Origin of the sequence: Paracoccus spongiarum, from assembly GCF_030732095.1 — a bacterium.
Taxonomy (GTDB): domain Bacteria; phylum Pseudomonadota; class Alphaproteobacteria; order Rhodobacterales; family Rhodobacteraceae; genus Paracoccus; species Paracoccus spongiarum.
In genome coordinates, this window is record NZ_JAVAMQ010000087.1 from 1 (window position 1) to 313 (window position 313).

1 protein-coding gene is annotated in these 313 nt (G+C 63.9%); it reads left to right on the forward strand.

What is annotated here, in order from left to right; genetic code table 11:
• Window positions 1-106: 106 nt before the first annotated feature.
• Window positions 107-313, forward strand: a 207-nt coding sequence (locus Q5Y72_RS19815) for an Arm DNA-binding domain-containing protein (protein ID WP_305965098.1), incomplete at its 3' end; no start/stop codon positions are given.

Consider the following 313-nt stretch of genomic DNA (forward strand, 5'->3'; position numbering starts at 1 on the left):
TAGGTTCTGCCACCTTCCGCCTCCCCGCCGGTCTGACTGGCGATGTATGACTTGCCATGCGCGCGAGGCTGAGCCTTGTGTGGGATGCAAGAAGGAGGCGCTGGGCGTGGTCAAAAGACTGAGATTGAACGAGAAATCGGTGCGGGAGGCGGTGCCGGAACCGGGCCGGGACTATCAGATTTTCGACAGCGAGGTGCGGGGATTTGCCATCTGCATCTACCGCTCCGGCAACCGGGCCTTCACGCTGGATTACCGCCATGCCGGACGGCAGCGGCGGATGACGCTGGGGCGCTGGCCGGAATGGTCGACGGCA